The 16,180-nt window shown below is 61.1% G+C and carries 13 protein-coding genes and 1 other RNA gene; 5 read left to right on the forward strand and 9 right to left on the reverse strand.

Annotated features, from left to right (window positions below; translation table 11 throughout):
- Nucleotides 1-73: 73 nt before the first annotated feature.
- The 4 genes from RT97_RS00220 to dnaX all read right to left on the reverse strand — a co-directional run bounded on the left by RT97_RS00220 (nt 74) and on the right by dnaX (nt 3,478).
- On the reverse strand, nt 74-466 hold the full coding sequence (locus tag RT97_RS00220; RefSeq protein ID WP_042576768.1) for an MAPEG family protein: 393 nt from the start codon (nt 464-466) through the stop codon (nt 74-76).
- Nucleotides 467-494: 28 nt separating this feature from the next.
- Nucleotides 495-1,085 (reverse strand): recombination mediator RecR, encoded by a 591-nt coding sequence (gene recR / locus RT97_RS00225; protein ID WP_013540938.1) that lies wholly within the window; start codon nt 1,083-1,085, stop codon nt 495-497.
- Nucleotides 1,086-1,199: 114 nt separating this feature from the next.
- Nucleotides 1,200-1,532 (reverse strand): YbaB/EbfC family nucleoid-associated protein, encoded by a 333-nt coding sequence (locus RT97_RS00230; protein WP_007836669.1) that lies wholly within the window; start codon nt 1,530-1,532, stop codon nt 1,200-1,202.
- 80 nt (nt 1,533-1,612) lie between these two features.
- Nucleotides 1,613-3,478 (reverse strand): DNA polymerase III subunit gamma/tau, encoded by a 1,866-nt coding sequence (gene dnaX, locus RT97_RS00235; RefSeq protein ID WP_042576769.1) that lies wholly within the window; start codon nt 3,476-3,478, stop codon nt 1,613-1,615.
- A 154-nt stretch (nt 3,479-3,632) separates the two neighbouring features.
- Here dnaX and ffs point away from each other — a divergent pair.
- The 3 genes from ffs (at nt 3,633) to RT97_RS00250 (ending at nt 6,727) form a co-directional block, all read left to right on the forward strand.
- An RNA gene (gene ffs, locus RT97_RS32265) (signal recognition particle sRNA small type) lies at nt 3,633-3,729 on the forward strand.
- Nucleotides 3,730-3,844: 115 nt separating this feature from the next.
- Entirely contained in the window at nt 3,845-5,539 is a 1,695-nt protein-coding gene (locus tag RT97_RS00240; RefSeq protein WP_172672133.1) for a site-specific integrase, read from the forward strand.
- Nucleotides 5,540-5,878: 339 nt separating this feature from the next.
- Nucleotides 5,879-6,727, forward strand: a complete 849-nt coding sequence (locus tag RT97_RS00250) for an abortive infection family protein (protein WP_253278092.1) — start codon at nt 5,879-5,881, stop codon at nt 6,725-6,727.
- Between the two features lie 86 nt (nt 6,728-6,813).
- Here the strand turns inward: RT97_RS00250 and RT97_RS00255 are convergent, their stop codons facing one another.
- From RT97_RS00255 to RT97_RS00275, 5 genes are all read right to left on the reverse strand, one after another.
- The gene (locus RT97_RS00255) at nt 6,814-7,629 is read right to left on the reverse strand and encodes an antA/AntB antirepressor family protein (RefSeq protein WP_042576772.1); all 816 of its coding nucleotides are present in this window, start codon (nt 7,627-7,629) and stop codon (nt 6,814-6,816) included.
- A complete protein-coding gene (locus tag RT97_RS00260; protein WP_042576773.1) occupies nt 7,626-7,901 on the reverse strand; it encodes a hypothetical protein in 276 nt (91 codons plus the stop codon). Before RT97_RS00260 ends, RT97_RS00255 begins: the two co-directional genes overlap by 4 nt.
- Nucleotides 7,902-8,006: 105 nt before the next feature.
- On the reverse strand, nt 8,007-10,433 hold the full coding sequence (locus tag RT97_RS00265; protein ID WP_042576774.1) for a hypothetical protein: 2,427 nt from the start codon (nt 10,431-10,433) through the stop codon (nt 8,007-8,009).
- Complete coding sequence (locus RT97_RS00270) at nt 10,430-10,726, reverse strand: hypothetical protein (protein ID WP_042576775.1); 297 nt, start codon at nt 10,724-10,726, stop codon at nt 10,430-10,432. The genes RT97_RS00265 and RT97_RS00270 overlap by 4 nt, the downstream gene beginning before the upstream one ends.
- A 1,335-nt stretch (nt 10,727-12,061) precedes the next feature.
- On the reverse strand, nt 12,062-12,646 hold the full coding sequence (locus RT97_RS00275) for a recombinase family protein (RefSeq protein ID WP_042576776.1): 585 nt from the start codon (nt 12,644-12,646) through the stop codon (nt 12,062-12,064).
- Nucleotides 12,647-13,342: 696 nt separating this feature from the next.
- On the opposite strand from RT97_RS00275, the gene RT97_RS32945 reads away from it, so the two are divergent.
- Entirely contained in the window at nt 13,343-13,948 is a 606-nt protein-coding gene (locus RT97_RS32945) for a hypothetical protein (RefSeq protein ID WP_155403693.1), read from the forward strand.
- Between the two features lie 356 nt (nt 13,949-14,304).
- Nucleotides 14,305-14,874, forward strand: coding sequence for a hypothetical protein (locus RT97_RS00280; protein ID WP_042576777.1), 570 nt, complete (start codon nt 14,305-14,307; stop codon nt 14,872-14,874).
- Nucleotides 14,875-16,180 lie beyond the last annotated feature (1,306 nt).

Genomic DNA, 16,180 nt, shown 5'->3' on the forward strand with positions numbered 1-16,180 from the left:
GCGGGTTTCCACGTAAGCACGAAGGCCTCCCCGAGAGGCCTCATCGCACCTCTGCCAAACGGCCTGCCGCAGCCTACTTCGCGAGGAAAAGAATCGCGATGTTGACCAGGAACGCGAGCGCCCAGACAGCGCTGCGCACACCGCCCAGACCCTTGATGTAGATCGCAAGGTAGATCGTGCGCAGCACGACATAGGCCACCGCCAGCATGTCCAGCCGCGCCTGATTGACGCCCAGCTGGTGCGCGATGATCACCGCGCCGATGAAGAACGGCAGTCCCTCGAAGGTGTTGGCCTGCGCGCTGTTGGCGCGTGCGCGCCAGCCGTTCTGCCTGGCGGCCCAATCGCGCGGATGCACGTTGTCGCGCGGACCGAAGTTGCCGGCCTTCGCGATCCATGCCGCAAGGTACGGCAGCCCGCAGGCGATGAACACGCACCAGTAGGCAACGGTGAGCAGTGAGAGGGTCATGTCGGTCGGCGTGGCGCTGTCGCCTGGGCTATCGGCGGTCGACCAGCGCGTGCGCGATGGTGCCGAGGTCGACGTACTCGAGCTCGCTGCCGGCCGGCACGCCCCGCGCAAGGCGCGTGACGGTGAGGCCGCGCTGCTTGAGCGCTTCGCCGATCACGTGCGCCGTGGCTTCGCCCTCGGCGGTGAAATTGGTGGCGAGGATGACTTCGCTTACCGTGCCGTCGAGCGCACGGTCGAACAACTTCTGCAGGCCGATGTCTTTCGGCCCGATCCCGTCGAGCGGACTGAGCTTGCCCATCAGCACGAAGTAGTAGCCGCGGAAGGCACCGGTGCGCTCCAGCGCGGCCTGGTCGGCGGGCGTCTCGACAACGCACAGCTTCGTGCCATCGCGGCGCGAGTCCATGCACACGCTGCAGATCGGCGCTTCCGTGAAGGTGTTGCAGAGTTCGCAGTGCCGCACATTGCCCGCTGCCTGCTGCAATGCGCGCGACAGCAATTGGGCACCGTCGCGGTCGTGCTGCAGCAGGTGAAACGCCATGCGCGAGGCCGACTTCACGCCGACACCGGGCAGGCGGCGCAGCGCATCGACCAACGCGTCGAGCGAACTGGCGTCGGCCATGTCAACGTTTCCCTTCGCGCGAACACCCTGGAGCCGGCTTTGCCGGGCCAGCGGTGTTGCCCCCTGCAAGGGGGTTGGCGGCCACACGCAGTGGGCAAGCCTGGGGGTGAGTCATTAAAACGGCAGCTTCATGCCCGGCGGGAGGCCCGGCATGCCTGCAGTGAGCTTGCCCATCTTCTGCTCGCTGGTTTCCTCGGCCTTGCGCACTGCGGCGTTGAAGGCGGCGGCCACGAGGTCTTCGAGCATGTCCTTGTCGTCGGCCAGGAGGCTCGGATCGATGGTGATGCGCTTGACGTCGTGCTTGCAGGTCATGACGACCTTCACGAGGCCGGCGCCCGATTCGCCTTCGACCTCGATGTGGGCCAGTTCTTCCTGCGCCTTCTTGAGGTTGTCCTGCATTGCCTGCGCCTGCTTCATGAGGCCGGCCAGTTGTCCTTTGTTGAACATCGTTGGTCCTGTATGTGTGGTGAAGAAAATGGATGAAGGATAAGAGAGAGAGACGCGGCGACGTTGCCCGGTTCAGTCGCTCAGGCCGGCCGCAGCGTTCCGGGGACGATCTTCGCATCGAAGTCGCGCATCAGCATCTGCACCTCGGGGTCGCTGTGGATGGCCTCCTCGGCCACGCGCTGGCGCTCCTCGGCGGCGTGGCGGTTGCGACGCGCGGGGCTGTCGACCACGCCGCCGATCTCGATCGCGAGCTTAATGTCGTGGCCGAGCGCGTTGAGCGCCGCGGTGAGCTTCTCGCGGCTGGAAGGCTGGTTGAGTGTTTCCCGCTCGATGCGCAGGATCCACTGGTCGGTGTCACGCCCCACCAGTTGCGATTGCAAGGCGAGTTCGCGCGAGAGCGCCGTGATGCTTTCGGCCGCGACCAACTGGGTGACCGTGGCGTACCAGAAGTCGCCGTCCTCGCTGGGGGGGATCGGCGCGGCAGGCCCGCGCTGCTCGTCGGTGCGCGGCGCATCGCGCTGGCCGGGCGGCGGCTGCACGCGGATCGGCATGCCGACGACCTTGGCAGGCGCATCCGTCGGCGGGGGCCTTGGGTCCGATTGCCGCATGGGTTCGTCGACCACTGCCAGGCGATGACCCGCGGGGGCCGATGCCGGTGCATTCGACGCTGCGGCGGGAGCCTGCACTGGCGGCGTGGGCGCCGTCGGAGGCGGGGTCTCGGCCGGGGGCCTGGCCATGGGCGCAGGAGCAGCGACAGGAGCCGGAGCCCTCGCCGAAGCACCCTGGGCTTCATTCAGAGTTTTTTTTTCCGGGGTAGCCGTCGAAGCGGCCGCGTGGGAAGGCTTGAAGGCCAGCAGCCGCAGCAGCACCATGGTCAGCGCGGCGTACTCGTCGGGTGCCAGGCCCAGTTCGCCCCGGCCATGCAGGCAGAGGCTGTAGAGCAACTGCGTTTCGTCGGCCGGCATCAGCGATGCGAGACGCGCGGTGTCGGCGGCGTCCGGATCGGTGGCCGAATCGGCGGACTCGGCCCGCGAAGGCACCGCCTGCAGCACGGCCATGCCCTGCAGCACCGACGTCATCTCCTCGAGCGTTGACGCGGCGGACATGCCGTCGCGGCGCAAGGCCTCGGAGGTGTCGACCACGGTCTTGCCGTCGCCCTGCGCGAGCGCCTCGATCAGCTTGAACACATGGCCGCGGTCCACGCTGCCGAGCATCTGCCGCACGCCGGTCTCGACCAGTTCGCCGTTGCCGAAGGCGATGGCCTGGTCGGTGAGCGAGAGCGCATCGCGCATCGAGCCCCGCGCCGCGCGCGCCAGGAGGCGCAACGCCTGCGGCTCGGCCGGCACCTGCTCGGTCTGCAGCACGCCCGTCAGGTGTTCGAGGATCGTCTCGGGCGCCATCGGGCGCAGGTTGAACTGCAGGCAGCGCGAGAGCACCGTGACCGGCACCTTCTGCGGGTCGGTGGTCGCGAGCACGAACTTGAGATATTCGGGCGGCTCCTCGAGCGTCTTCAACATCGCGTTGAACGCGGTGTTCGTGAGCATGTGCACTTCGTCGATCATGAAGACCTTGAAGCGCCCCTGCACCGGCTTGTAGACGGCTTGCTCGAGCAGCGACTGCACTTCGTCGACGCCGCGGTTGGAGGCTGCGTCGAGCTCGGTGTAGTCCACGAAGCGGCCCGAATCGATGTCGCGGCACGCCTGGCAAACGCCGCACGGCGCGGCGGTGATGCCCCCCTGCCCGTCCGGCCCCTGGCAGTTGAGCGACTTGGCCAGGATGCGCGAGACGGTGGTCTTGCCCACGCCCCGCGTACCGGTGAAAAGATAGGCGTGATGGAGGCGCTGGGTGGTCAGTGCGTTCTCGAGCGCCTGCACCACATGCCCCTGACCGACCATCTCACCGAAGGTTTTCGGACGGAACTTGCGAGCGAGCACGAGATAAGACATTGCGGGCATTCTAAAAGGCGCAGCCGCACGATCCGGGCTCGCAAGGCAATCAAAAAAAGCGGGATTTTTCATGGGACGCCGGTGAACCCCGTTTCGCCAGCAGAAGGAGAAGCGGCACAAAGTGCGCGCATCCTGGGGGGTTACAATGCAAGCTGACGGGCCTCCCTGCATGGTGAAGTGGCCAACCGGGTCAGGTGGGGAACCAAGCAGCCCTAACTGCGTAGTCAGTGCCAGGGGTAAGGCTCGTCAACCTAACATCAAAAAGCCGTGAGTTTTCAAGAACTTACGCGCTGACAAGGGGTTACGAGCCCCGGTCTGTAGAACCTAACTGTAGAACCTCGCACAGCCATGACCTTGGAGAAAGACATGGCAGGCACCCTCACGGGTTTGAATTTGCGAGGCACGCGGTGGTACATCAATATCGTCGTTCCGCCCGACCTCCGCGAGGTCTACGGCAAACGCGCGATGAACCTCGCACTGGACACAAGCGACCGCCGAGAGGCCACCGCTCGGGGCACCATGAAACGTGCCGAATGGCTTGCTGAATTCGCCGCGAAGCGCCGCGAGTTGAAACCGCAGCCGCTATCGGTCATCACGCGAGAACTAGCTCAAGAGTTGGCCCTGAGGGTTCGTGCGCGGGTGCTGCGCCAGGATGACGCCCTGCGCGAGGACGCATCGATACTCGCCCCGTTTGCACACGCCGCGAAAGTTGTTGAACATCGCGGAAGTTCGGCGCTGCGCATCGGCGAATCAACTCCCCATGTAGCCCCATTCCGCGACATGTCAGCCGGAGCAGGCCTCAGCGATGACGACGCGGAAACGCTTGCAGGGTTGAACGCCTTACTAGATGCCCGCGCAGGCGCCGATCTGGCAAAACGCAGGCGTGCCGCCGTGCTTCCGTTGGTGCGTTTCGAGGCCCTCAAGCTGGGGATAGCCTTCGACCCCCACGGGGAAGGCGCACAGGAGGCTCTAGGGGCGTGTCTGCTGGCCTACCGTAAGGCGCGGCAGGAAGCTGCCCTCAGGGACGCTGGAGAGGCGATTGAGACGCCCGTCGTCCCTCCCTCCTCCGATGCACTCAAAGCGGCCGCAAAACCACTGGCCCGCACCTTGCGAGATGTTTACGACCGCTGGACGAAATCAGGCGACAAGCCTCGCTCTGCTGATTCCATCGCGGTCTACGACCGAGCCCTGAGGCAGTTCGAAGGGCAACACAAGGGCCTCGCCCTAACCGACATCACGCGGGAGATTGGCAACACGTATCGGACGTGGCTATGGGAGAACTGCAACACGACAAAGACCGCACGCGACCGACTCACGAACATCAAATCCCTGCTGAAGTTCGCTGCCGAAACCTTGGAATGGTTGCCTAAGCAACCGTGGGTCGGCCTTGACATCAAAACCACGACGACGAACAAGCGTAGGCCGTGGAAGGATGACGAACTCGCGACGCTGTTCTCCTCTCCGCTGCACACAGCCTATGCCCTCCCCGATGCCCGCTACGGTGGCCGTGAAGCAGCCTATTGGATTCCGCTGTTGGGCCTGTTCACGGGGACTCGCCTGGGAGAACTCTGCCAGCTACGCACTGATGACGTTCAGAAGGTCGATGCGGTGAACGTCCTGGTGCTGACCAACGAAGGCGAAGGTCAGAGCATCAAGAGCGCCGCAGGCCACCGCAGCGTGCCAATTCACAGCGAACTTATTCGGCTCGGTTTTCTAAAGTACGTGGAGACTGTGAAGGTGTCCCTCAGCGATTCCCTGTGGCCCGCTCTGCCGTTACGCAAGGGCAAGCCGAGCGACTACTTCGGAAGGTGGTTCAAAGATCACCGAAATGCCCTGGGCCTCACTGATACAAGACCAGACTTTCATTGCTTCCGCCACACGGTGCGCCCACTGATGCGCCGCGCGGGCCATAGCGATGGCACGATGGACAAAGTGACCGGACACAAGACTGTGGGTAGCGTCGGCACAGTGGTTTATGACCATCACACGCTCGGCGAGATTCACGAGGCCGTGGAGGCGATCCGGTACCCGGGCCTTACGCTACCTGTTGTGGCGCCGTGAGGTCCCCGCACCCCGCCGCAACTTGTCGCTCATTCCGCCGGGGCTGACACCGGAAGGGATGCCGAACGCGAGCAGAATGCCGCTCATGAAGTCCTCCGCCTCTATGGTGCTAATCGTGATACTGATACTCCTCCTCACGTGGTTCGGCTTCGCGCTGGTCCGAGTCGAGAACGAGCGGTATGCGCTTCAGGTTGGCCTATGCACCTTGAAGCCCTCCGATCCGCTGGCGCTGTTCGATTGTCTCAAGAAGACTGAGACCCGAACCGGATGGTGGTGGCACATCTTTTACGCGCTGAAGGGATAGCCGTGGCTCAGCCAATCCCACAGCCTCTCATCGCCGTGATCGCTGAACTCGTCTCGCATGCCGAGACGCATCCGACGCTCAATGGCCTGTTCATGCACGCAGAAGCCTCTGGCGATGCCCCTGAAGGCACCAAAGTCGCAAAGGCTCAGGATTGGTTGCGGAACACCAACAAGCAACACGCGGAGCCATTGGCTGTGGCGGGCCGGATCATCTGTGGCTACATGGAAGACATAGAACTGGAAGCAGACTACGAGTACACGGGTTTTGGTGACGAACCTGAACATGCCGTCAAAAAGCGGGCGCTGGTCCGCAAGGTCGAATCAGTGCTATCACGGTGTAGCCTCAGTTATCACAAGGGCGGCATCATCGCAACAGGTGGGATGGCCCCAAGCAAGGCCCTCGGCGACCTCATCAGGGGCCGCGACCTTCCAGCCATCCATCGCGAATTTGAGCGAGCACTGGACAGCGTTGAGGCCAAGCCACGCGATGCGGTGTCGGCGGCTGCCAACGTTCTCGAATCTATCTTTAAGACATACATCGAGGACAACGGCCTCGCGATGCCCGACAAGCAGGACTTGCAGCCGGTATTCAAGATCGTCAGGGCCGACCTGGGGCTAGACCCTGCAAGCATCGAGGACCAAGACCTCCAACGAATTATCACCGGCTTGTTCTCTGTCGTAGACGGCATTGGCGCACTACGCACGCACGCAAGCAGCGCCCATAGCGAAGGCCGCAAGGGATACAAGTTGGAGCCCCGCCATGCTCGGCTTGCCGTCAACGCTGCGCACACCGTAGCAACATTCGTGATGGAGACATGGGATAAGAAGGAAAGCATGAAACCCAAGGCGCGACGGGCCGACTTGGTGTTCAAGGACCCATACTAAATCGTCACGCGTGACGAAACAGATGCTGTGAGACTTGCCCATGGGTGAAATTAGAGGACTGGTTTAGTGGTCCGCCCTCCGCTACTTCACGCCGCCTGTCGATATCGCGCAGGATCAATCCGGCTCCCATACGAAGGCATCAGAAACTTGCGCAAAGCAGCTTGATCTCGGATGAGACCTGACTCAACCGCGGCACGAGCCGTCTCGTAGCACTTGGCATAAAGCTTCGCATCTTCCGTGCCGAGCACGTCGCGCAAACCGCGCCTGAAGGTTTCCCGCCAGTACCCCGTTGAGCGGCCGGTCAAGACGTCGCACACAACCTCCTTGAGCAGCTTTTCGCGTTCAGTCGCAACCGAGCACACACTACTTTTCGCGATGCGTCCCGCCTTTGCATCATCACCGGCACGCCTGCGGAACATGTGCGTTACCAGGGCATCGGTCTCTACGATGGCCGTAATACGGACACTGAGGTGCAGCATGAGGCGATGCGCGAGATCTTCCATGTCGAGGAAGTACGCACGGATGTATTCGCCCTCGAAGGTGTTTGCCATCATTGCCAAGTTGGCCGCAACGTCGCGACTGAGGGTGTACTCCTTCGATGGCTTACCAGGACGGTCCTTCTTTTCAAACGCACATATTTCTGCGTTTGTTCCTGGCCGCGCCATCATTGGTCTGATGTAGTGCTCCGCCCAGTTGCGAAAGCGGGTGTGCGGCTTGCCTATTCGCTCCCACAATTTGCGGGCATCGAGGCAAGGGGTTCGCCGGTCCTCGATCAACGGTAACACGCGGCGTACCTGGATGATCCGTCGCGCTTGTGTAGGCCTCAGGCCGAGGGTCAGCATCGTGGAGGTGGGCACGGTGTTGACCGTACTGAGGAGAGAGCGGCCATCTCGCTTGCTCATGCTCGCTCCTCCCTGTTGTCCACGCTCCGAAGCGCATCAGCGCCCACCGGGGTCGCCAGCGTCATCATCTCGTGAGCGGCTCGGCGGTTGATCGCGTAGACCAACTGGGCGCGAAGCAAGCGGTCCACTGCGGAAGCATTGGTGAGGCGTTCGCCGGTCTTCTGCTGGTGCTCGCGTATGTAGGTCTTCAGTCCGCCGAAAGTGGAGTTTCTGAAGGTGATTTTCCGCTCGATGAGGATTTCCTCACCGGGTGCATGTGCTGTGTCTTTCATTGATTTCTTTGAGTGGGTTGAAACGGAAAAAGCCCCGCAGAACGCCATGAGGACGCTCGCGGGGCTTTGGTGCGTGGGAGACGGGATTCGCCTGCGGCTGGATTCTTAGCGAGTCCTTACGGGGCCACCCTTACGAGCAGCGACCGCTGCTTGCCCCTCGGGGGTGATCCAGAAGTCCGGGATGTTCCGCGTAGGGGGCTTCGATGCCGCGGGAGCCGGCTTGGTGACCGGCTTAGGTGGTCTGCCGAAGTCATTCGTCGCCCAGTCAGAGACTCGTGCGGCGGCGTTCCGGGTGTCCTGAACGGCTTGCACGTTGGCAGAGCCTTTTGCGACGGCTTTGAGAACGTCCTCCTGTTCCTTCGCCTCGTACCACTGCCGAATGGCTTCCCTGCTGTAGACCGCCAGAGTGTTGTCAGGATTGGTCACGGGCACGCCGCCTGCGTACGCCTGATAAGCACGCGAGGCAGGATTCCATTCCAATCGGACGGGCTGTGGCTTACCGAACATCTCCTTAGTGCGGTTCTTCGGGACCTCATTAATGAATCGGCTAAACCACTCCTCCCGGGTCCGCGAGGGTGGACCGCCTGGAAGCTCCGAACGGAGATATAGCGTCCCATTGATCCTGCTCGAAACGGCGTCGTCTGACAGGTAGGAGAACGCTGCTGTAACGGCAGCTTCAGCATCTCCGTATTGGCCGCTATGGGCTAACAAAGTGGCGTAGCGCCGCAGCGCTCCGGACACTTGGGCCGTGTTCGCAGTAGTGTTTTCCCCCATGAGCTTAGCGGCCCAATCTGGCTTGTACCAAGGCCCTTCTGTCAGCATCGCAACTTGGGCGTGAACCTTCTTCGTTAGCTTGCCAACGTCGCTATCAGCGATGCTTCCGGAAGCGGCCCCAGCGGCGAGTCCCGCGGCCTCGTCTGCGGAGCGTCCGAAATGCATCAAAAAGGCAATGTCGCTAAAGCGTTCGTAGGTCTTCTCTCCCACCAGCCCACGCACATATTCGGAATTCACCTTGTCCAATTCGCGGAAGAGAGCAATGGCCTGTTGCCCCGCCTCGTTGAGTTGCCCAGTGGGCTTGCCTCTAGAGGCGACTCCAATAGTGGCAAGGTTCAGGAAGCCGGACGAAAGTGCGTTCTTCCAGTTCGGGTTATCCAAGCCGTTTTGAGCCCATATCGACACTTGCTGCTGTAGCGGCATGGGACCGGTGCCAGCCGCAGCCCGCTCGATTTGCTGGGGTGTCGGGGTAGTACCCGGGGTCCAGCGTGCGACGATTTCCCGCCCCGTACCCGCGGTGCGTACGACCAGCGCCTGCGTGGCGTATTCCTTTACGTCGAAGTCCCGAACGTCGCCATTGGAGGTAATCACTTGCGGGGTACCGGTTCCCTGCACTTTCCATAGGCTGCCCTCGGCCAGGGCCGCGTCTACGTATTGTCGGGCCTTGTGTTCCGACTCCTGCACGGCTACTTGGATCTTTGCCCGATCCAAAGTCCGCTGTTGATCCGCCAGAGCTGCCATATTGGCTCTGGTGAGGCTGTGAACGGTAGCGCTAGAAACGAACTTAGAGTTTCTCGGATCGGCTGCCCACGCCTCCAGCTTGGTGACGTTCAAGGAGCCCGCGTCAGCGGCCTTGTACCAAGGCAACATCTCGCTATCGATGCGCTGGCGCTGGACCTGGTCATCGGCAGCCGCGGCCTGATGTATCAGGGTCATCGCCTTCGACTCGCCGACGAACGATCGGACCTTGCCGATGCCGTCCATGTCGGTGTCGAGGAATGCTTCGAGGATGTCCTTGCGGCCGGAGCCAGCCATGCGGACAAGCATCTCCCCCATGGCGCCCTTCGCAGCGGCATCCGGCAGGGTCTTTGTGTGGCGCATCAATTGATACTGCGACATGAGATTCGCAGCGGCCTCCTGAGGGGTGCCCTTGAAGTCCGACCCCGCGACCGTGTTGAAGGCGTTCGCGAGGAAGTCCCCAGCTTGCGTAGTCGCGTTGTTGACCCACTGCGCATCGTTCACCTTGGCGACTTGATCCAGCACGCGGTCGCGGCTCTGCGTATACGCCTTGTCAAAGCCCGCCTTGGCGAAGTCGCTCTGACCCGCCAGCGTGGTGTTACGCCACTCAGTGAGGTATTGGTCCGCCTCCTCGGTGGAGTTGAACTTCAGCTCACCCTTGGCGACTTTCGTTGTGAGGTCGCGCATGCCCGCCTCATGCGAGTTCACGCCCCAAATGTGCTGCACCGTCCCGACGAACACAGGGCTTTGAGAGGGCAGCATCTTGCCCTCCTGAATTGCCTTGCCGAGTTCCCCTACGGTCATCGATTGCGCCCACCGCTTGGCGGCGTTCCGCTCATCGATCTCCGCCTGCTGGCGCACCGTGTCGGCCAGTCCTGCGCCTTGCGCAAAGACATCCGCGAGGCCCTTCCATCGGGTCTCCTGTTGGGGCGCCGCAGCTTGCTCCGTAGCGGCCACCGGGCGGGCCTGCGTCTGGAGTTGCTGCCCTCCGAATTGGTCGCCTACCTGGGCGCGACTCATGCCTGGACCTCGGTGGAGCTGACCGCCTTCAAATCACCCTGATAAAGGGCGACGGCGAATTCCGCCGACTGCATACCGGCCTGCCCTGCGGCCACAGAGAACAGGGTGTGCTGCTGCAGGATGTTAGCGAGGGCGCGGCTGTTATCGATCCAGTGCGGATCGCCTTCTCGCGCTGGAGTACCCGCTGCGATATCGGCCGCGAGTTGGAGGCTTCGCTGGAACACCTTGAGGTGATCGAACAGGGGAACGGGAAGGGAGTAGGCGCGGATTACACGCGGGGGATGTTGTGCCATTACAAGCTCGTGTGAAGTGGAGAAACAAAGAAAAAGCCCCTGCACCGAAGTTGGCGCAAAGGCTCGTAGGAAGGACGCGGGTGGCGACCTATCGGCAGGGACTTGGAGTCACGGCGAGATCGTCGGCCTGGGCCTCAAGTTGCTGTCGATAGAACGCGGTGGTGCACAGGGATGAGGTGAAACCACGGATGAAGCCCATGCTCAGTGGGACCCATGGAGGGCGACCTGTTGGAGACCAATAGAGATGGCCTCAGGGGTGACAACAGGACATCTTCATGATCATCTCTAAGGTGCATCAGGATGAGGATGTTCTTCCTTGGTCTCCTCATGCCGAAGGCATCTCTGAGATGCACCCTCAGGAAACCCATAGGGAGACTTCGTCTCACTCCCCCTACCCCCTCATAGTCACACCACAACCAAAGCGGCTGAGGTCTTATCACCGGGGCGAACGCAGGTCCGGTGAGTTTGATGAGGTGCCAGCGCAGTGATCGTGCGGCGGCGGGTAAGGTGGTTGTGTAGTTCGCCAGAAGTGTCTCCGGCTGGCAGGACTGCGGTGCTCTACCTAATCGGGGGGGAAATCGACTTGAAGGCTTCTACCAAATGAAGGGGGCAATGGTCGAGGGTGGCGAGACTACTCGATCAATGTGGTATTCGCACCCAAGGTGCGCTCTTCCAAGTGGGGGCGGCAATTGGCGAACAGCGGGGGCGGTGCTCACAATCAACGGATCAATCTGCCGGCCGCCCCGCCTTCCTCCGGCCGAGAGCGTGCAAACGGCCTCTACGCGGGTCGTGCAGCGCTACCCCTTACCCCTCGAACTTCGCCGCTACTGGCGCCGTTGCAAGGGCTTCCTGAGGGCGGGCCTCCAAGCGGAGCGGCTATGATCCCGAGACCAACAGGAGACGGCAATGGCAGGCAAGACCACCAGTCCCAAGGTAGCCAAGAAGGCATCTGGCGTAATCCGCAGCGACGCGACGGGGGCCGCCTCGAAGTCAGCAGGAGGGAGTGCGCTATCACAAGCAAAGCCCGGTAAGGTGACCTCCAACAAGGCAGCTGAAAAGTCGTCCAAGGTCTTGGGTGATGGGCGCACGAGCGCTGCATCAAAATCCGCCGCGGGCTCAGCCCTTTCGCAGAAGCCTCCTGCGAAGAAGTCCGCCACGTAGGGCTAGGGCCGGCCTCACACGCGCGAAACGCACTTCTGCGGCTACCCCCTTGGCTGCGGCTCCACGCGGCTCCTACGACCTCTTTGAGGACTCCCGAGGCTGCGGCTTCCTCGGGGACTTCTCCAATAAAAAAAGCCCCTTGCGGGGCTCTCTTCAGGTCATGTGGTACGGGCCTCAACTGGGCGCTCTCAGGTATTCATAAACGGTTGCCCGAGAGACCCCGAGCGTCTCCGCAATGTCGGTCTTAGGAACGCCCTGCGCGGCCATCTCCCTGAGCGTTTTCGCGGCTTCCTCATCGAGGGCCGGCTTGCGCCCCTTGTAGGCACCCTGGGCCTTGGCGATGGCTATGCCTTCCCGCTGACGTTCCTTGATGAGCGACCGCTCGAACTGCCCCACGGCGCCAAGTAGCTGAAGCATAAGAGTCGCCATTGGGTCATCGTTCCCAGTGAACGTCATCCCCTCTTTCACGAACGACACGGACACACCTTTGTCTGTCAGCGACTGCACCACGTCTTGTAGGTCCCTGAGGGATCGCGAGAGACGGTCCATGCTATGGACGTACAGGTGGTCGCCTTCACGGACGTACTCAAGCATCGCTTGAAGCTGAGGCCGGAGGATGTCCTTGCCACTGGCCTTGTCCGTGAAGGCCTTGTCCAGATCAACGCCTTCAAGCTGGCGAGCATCGTTCTGGTCCGCACTGGAAACCCGGACGTAGCCGATGCGTTTGCCGTGGCTGGTGGTCTTGCGCTGTGCATTCATCGGGGAATCGCTCCTTGCCTGTGTATGGATAAAGTCTAAGACCGATTTTGGAAAGTGTCAATTAATTTCAAATTGAACCCTATTCAGACACTAATTCGCACCAATGCGAGTGCTTGCCTAGGGTGTACTCCAGATGGATGCCAAGCAGTTGTGCTTGATAGGGTGGTTGCGCTCGATAATGGGTATCCCAGGAGGTTTAGTGATGACTTCAGAGCAACAACCAAAAACCCCAGTGAGCGGCGAACTACGCCACGGCGTCGGCCAGGATGGGGCTTATGTCCCGGTCATGGTTAAGCCGGCAGCCATAGCGCCGAAGCCGGCCCCTCCGACGTCCACAGGAGCAACACCAGCTGCGCCGACGCCTCCAACCACAGACAAAACGTGAGTAGGGAAAGCAATGAGCGGCCACTAGCAAGAATTCGAGTGCGAGTGTTAGTCTGGCGGCGAGCCTCCTTAAAAATCTCGCCCGCTACCAGTGCATCTGGTGCCGTATGGCGCTGGCGCCGTGCAGGGAAGAAACAAGTCAATTTCAAGGAGAGCGGACATGAGCAATCAAGGTCAACCAATCGGACAAAGTTCAAGGCCTCTCCCCGATGCGGGAGTACCGGTTCCGACAATGGTCAAGCCCCCACCTCCCCCTCCGGCAGCGCCACCTGCCAGCCAACAGAAATAGCAACCACGAGTCCGCCGCCATACATGCCAACTGCGGAAGCGCAAAAGCTCTATACAGACTTCCTAGCTGAGACCAACAAACGTGAGCTTTCTGGTTCGGAGAACTTCGACAAATCCGTTCTGACGCTTTCGAGCGCGGGCCTTGCTTTGTCCGTGAGTTTTTTGAAAGACTTTGCCCCAATCGCAGGGGCATCATTGCCGTGGATGCTGTATGTCTCTTGGGCGCTCTTTACAGTGGCAACATTGAGCACGATGGCATCGTTCCTAGTCAGTGCCGAGGCGATGAGCTATCAAAAAAAGGTTGCGCATAGAGCCTACATGCTGGGCGAGGAGGAGGCGTTCGAAGAACGTAACCCTTGGGGTATATGCATCCCTAAGCTCAACGTCACATCTGCGGCCTCCTTCTTCTTTGCACTCACCTTCACCGTCGCATTCATCGTAACGAACCTGGAAGGTAATCGTATGGCAACAGGCAACTACAAGGCTCCGGCTTCTGGTCCATTGGAACAAAGAGGCGCACCAGTACCGACGATGCAGCGGCCTGCATCAGCGCCAGTCACGGCCCCGGCCGCGCCCGCCTCGGCGCCGAGTGGCGGACAGGGCAACGGCAATGGGGCAGCCAGCAAATAGCCGCGGCGAGTCGCCTGCGGCAGACGACTGGATCACCGCCATGGCAGCCCGCTTGGCGCACCTTCACGATGCCGATGAGGCCACGATATGGGCTGCGATTCCCGCCCAATGGCTGATAGTGACGGGCGAGCCCTGCGATACAAAGAACGCGTATCACATCGCCCTGGCTGCTGCTGTGGTGAGGTCCGTTCGCGGTGGATAGCACATTGTTGCGGCGAGGCGGGGATGTGCCAGAGAGGGGGAAACGGCCCGTAGGCGCATCGTGAGGGGCTAGGTGAGGGCATCGCATCGGCATGCGGTAGCGTGGGCCTGTAGGGTCTGAAAGCGGGTATCGTGGCAATTTCCCGGAGGGTTGCATGAAGGAAGTACTAGACCAGCTTGAGGCATCGCTGAAGGCGGAGCATTACTACCTGTCCTTGATGGTGGCCCTGACGATACCGGACATCGCCTCGGGGCTGCAGCATCCGAACGGAGCGGGCTTCGGCAAGGACTATGCGGAGTGGTTTGAGCGATGGGTGCATCCGCAGCACTTCGAGCGGAGTTGGCAGCGGCTGTCCGAGCGTTATCGGACTGAGGACATGAAGGCTCAAATGGCCAAAGGCGGGCATCCCTTCCCCGGTGCTGCTTGCTACAGCTTCAGGTGCTCATTCCTTCATCACGCAACAACGCAGCATTTCAAGAGCCCTTGGAAGAGGATCATGTTCATAGAGCCGGGCGTTTCAACGAACCGATGGCATTACACGGAACTCAATGACGCGATGATGATTGACCTTCCGATGTTCTGCGAAGAAGTTGTTGCGGGCGCTCGGCAGTGGCTTGAGTTCGTCAAGGACGACGAGCACTTCATCCGCAACAACGAGCGCTCCGTTCGGCGGTACGTTGGGGGCATCGATCCGTACATCGTTGGGGTCGATGTCATTTCGTGAGTCCACGCGGCCCCGCAGGTTCATACAGGGAGGTCCTGAGGGTGTCCGTACAGATACCCTGAGGCGAGAGAACGATACAGCTTAAATAGTGACTGAGCAGTCTACGAAAAGAACACTCGTGCTATTTTCCTCTTGCTGCCCCTCATGAGTATGTAGAGTACGGAACATCCGATGCGATTGGGGTGCATCCCCATACGAATCAATCACTTAGCGGAGTGGATGCCTCGTGGTGTGCCCATTCGGTGACACAGGGGGCCATCGCAGGGGCTCCAGCGGGTGCCGGTGAGGATGCCCGGCCGCGGTGGCGAGGGGCAGAAGCGAGGGGGCCACGGGGGGATTCGCCGCCCGGATTTCTTCGAGGGGGCTTTCGGATTTTTATGGCAAAAGCAAACTAGATATCCAAAGGTGGCAACCCAAGTTCATATGCCATTGTTCGCGACCCGTCTTTCCAGGCCATGGCCCAAGAGACATAGTTCGCTGGCGATTCCTTGACAGCGACCCAAACCTTAGCTTTCGTGTCGAAGCTCATAACGATCCAGCGGTACTCGTGATGGACTTCGATAACCGTTAGGGCAATGTTCTTTTTCAGCATGGAGTGACTCTACCCCTGCTTTGCACAAGTTCGTCCTCATGATGCTTGCCCCCTCGGACTCCCACAGGAGACCCGAGAGGAACACCACAGGGTGATCCACAAGGAATGAAACGATCACCTAGTCGGTACGGCCTTCGCTTATTCGGTTCTTAGTCCTCGGCACGGCCTAGGCTCCTCGGTGTGATCAACGTCGTAGCCTACGGTTGCCCCATGAAGCTGGCGCCCTCGCCGCGCCATGAATTGCCGAGGATGCGCTACACGACTTACTTCGCAGCGAGCATATGGGTCTTGTAGTCTCGGCAAAGCTCGGCCTCTAGTAGATGCCATATCGCCGTCGCTTCAGGCGTCGCTAACTCGCGTCCAGGTGCCCTGCGCAAGCTTGCGCATAGAGGCTCATTGATTGATGCGAGTTCTTCGGGAGCGACGAACCAAATTGCCTGCGCAAGGTGGAGATCTGCAAGCGCGTCCATGAGGTCAGCGCGGCTCGGCTTCGGCAACACTCGCATGACTGCAATCACTCGCCCCCTCCCGCGAGGCACGCGCTGACCAACAACAGAAAGATTGCTGATGTCTCGGGCGATTCGTGGCCATCATCTTCGAAGAACTGATCGACCTCACGGAACACGTTCTCGTCCGGCATCACCTCCAAGGATGGCGGACGACAATTATCTTGAGCGGTCGACGACAACTATCGTGAGCGGTTGACGCGCGCGC

It is taken from the genome of Variovorax paradoxus, from assembly GCF_000834655.1.
GTDB classification, from domain to species: domain Bacteria; phylum Pseudomonadota; class Gammaproteobacteria; order Burkholderiales; family Burkholderiaceae_C; genus Variovorax; species Variovorax paradoxus_F.